The organism is Citrobacter sp. TBCS-14 (assembly GCF_005280805.1).
In the GTDB taxonomy this organism is placed as follows: domain Bacteria; phylum Pseudomonadota; class Gammaproteobacteria; order Enterobacterales; family Enterobacteriaceae; genus Citrobacter; species Citrobacter gillenii.
Genome location: NZ_SZWM01001171.1, coordinates 1 through 565 on the forward strand (window position 1 = coordinate 1; position 565 = coordinate 565).

The following is a 565-nucleotide window of genomic DNA, read 5'->3' on the forward strand; positions in this document are numbered from 1 at the left end:
TATTGTTTCATCCGCTATAAAGTATGGCTTGCAGTCTATTCAATCACCCCCTTTAAACTATGACATCCTCACTCATGGTGCTCCTGCATAACCGCTTGAGTTTAATACACTCCAACCGATTCTTAAAAACTTAAGGTTTGCTGTTCATGAAACGTATTGGCGGTAGGGTTCCCCCNGTTGCATACCTGAAACTTCGCGATAAACGAATGCTTTGACAGTTCTCACCACACCACCTATATCTTTTTATTAAGCCAATCACCCATGCGATCAGGATGCGAATATGAATGCCTTGTACCCCACCCTTGAAGAAGCCATTGATGCAGCACGTGAAGAGTTTCTGGCTGATAATCCAGGTCTTGAATCTGACGAAGCCAGCGTCCAGCAGCTGAACGTACAAAAGTACGTGCTACAGGATGGCGATATCATGTGGCAAGCTGAGTTTTTTGCCGACGAAGATGATGGCGAAGGCGAATGTTTACCCATGCTGAGCGGTGAAGCGGCACAAAGCGTTTTTGATGGTGACTATGATGAGATTGATATTCGCCAGGAGTGGCAGGAGGAAAAT

1 protein-coding gene is annotated in these 565 nt (G+C 45.6%); it reads left to right on the plus strand.

Annotated features, from left to right (window positions below):
- Positions 1 to 280: 280 nt before the first annotated feature.
- Positions 281 to 565, plus strand: a 285-nt coding sequence (locus FDX22_RS24620; RefSeq protein ID WP_146717926.1) for a MysB family protein, incomplete at its 3' end; no start/stop codon positions are given.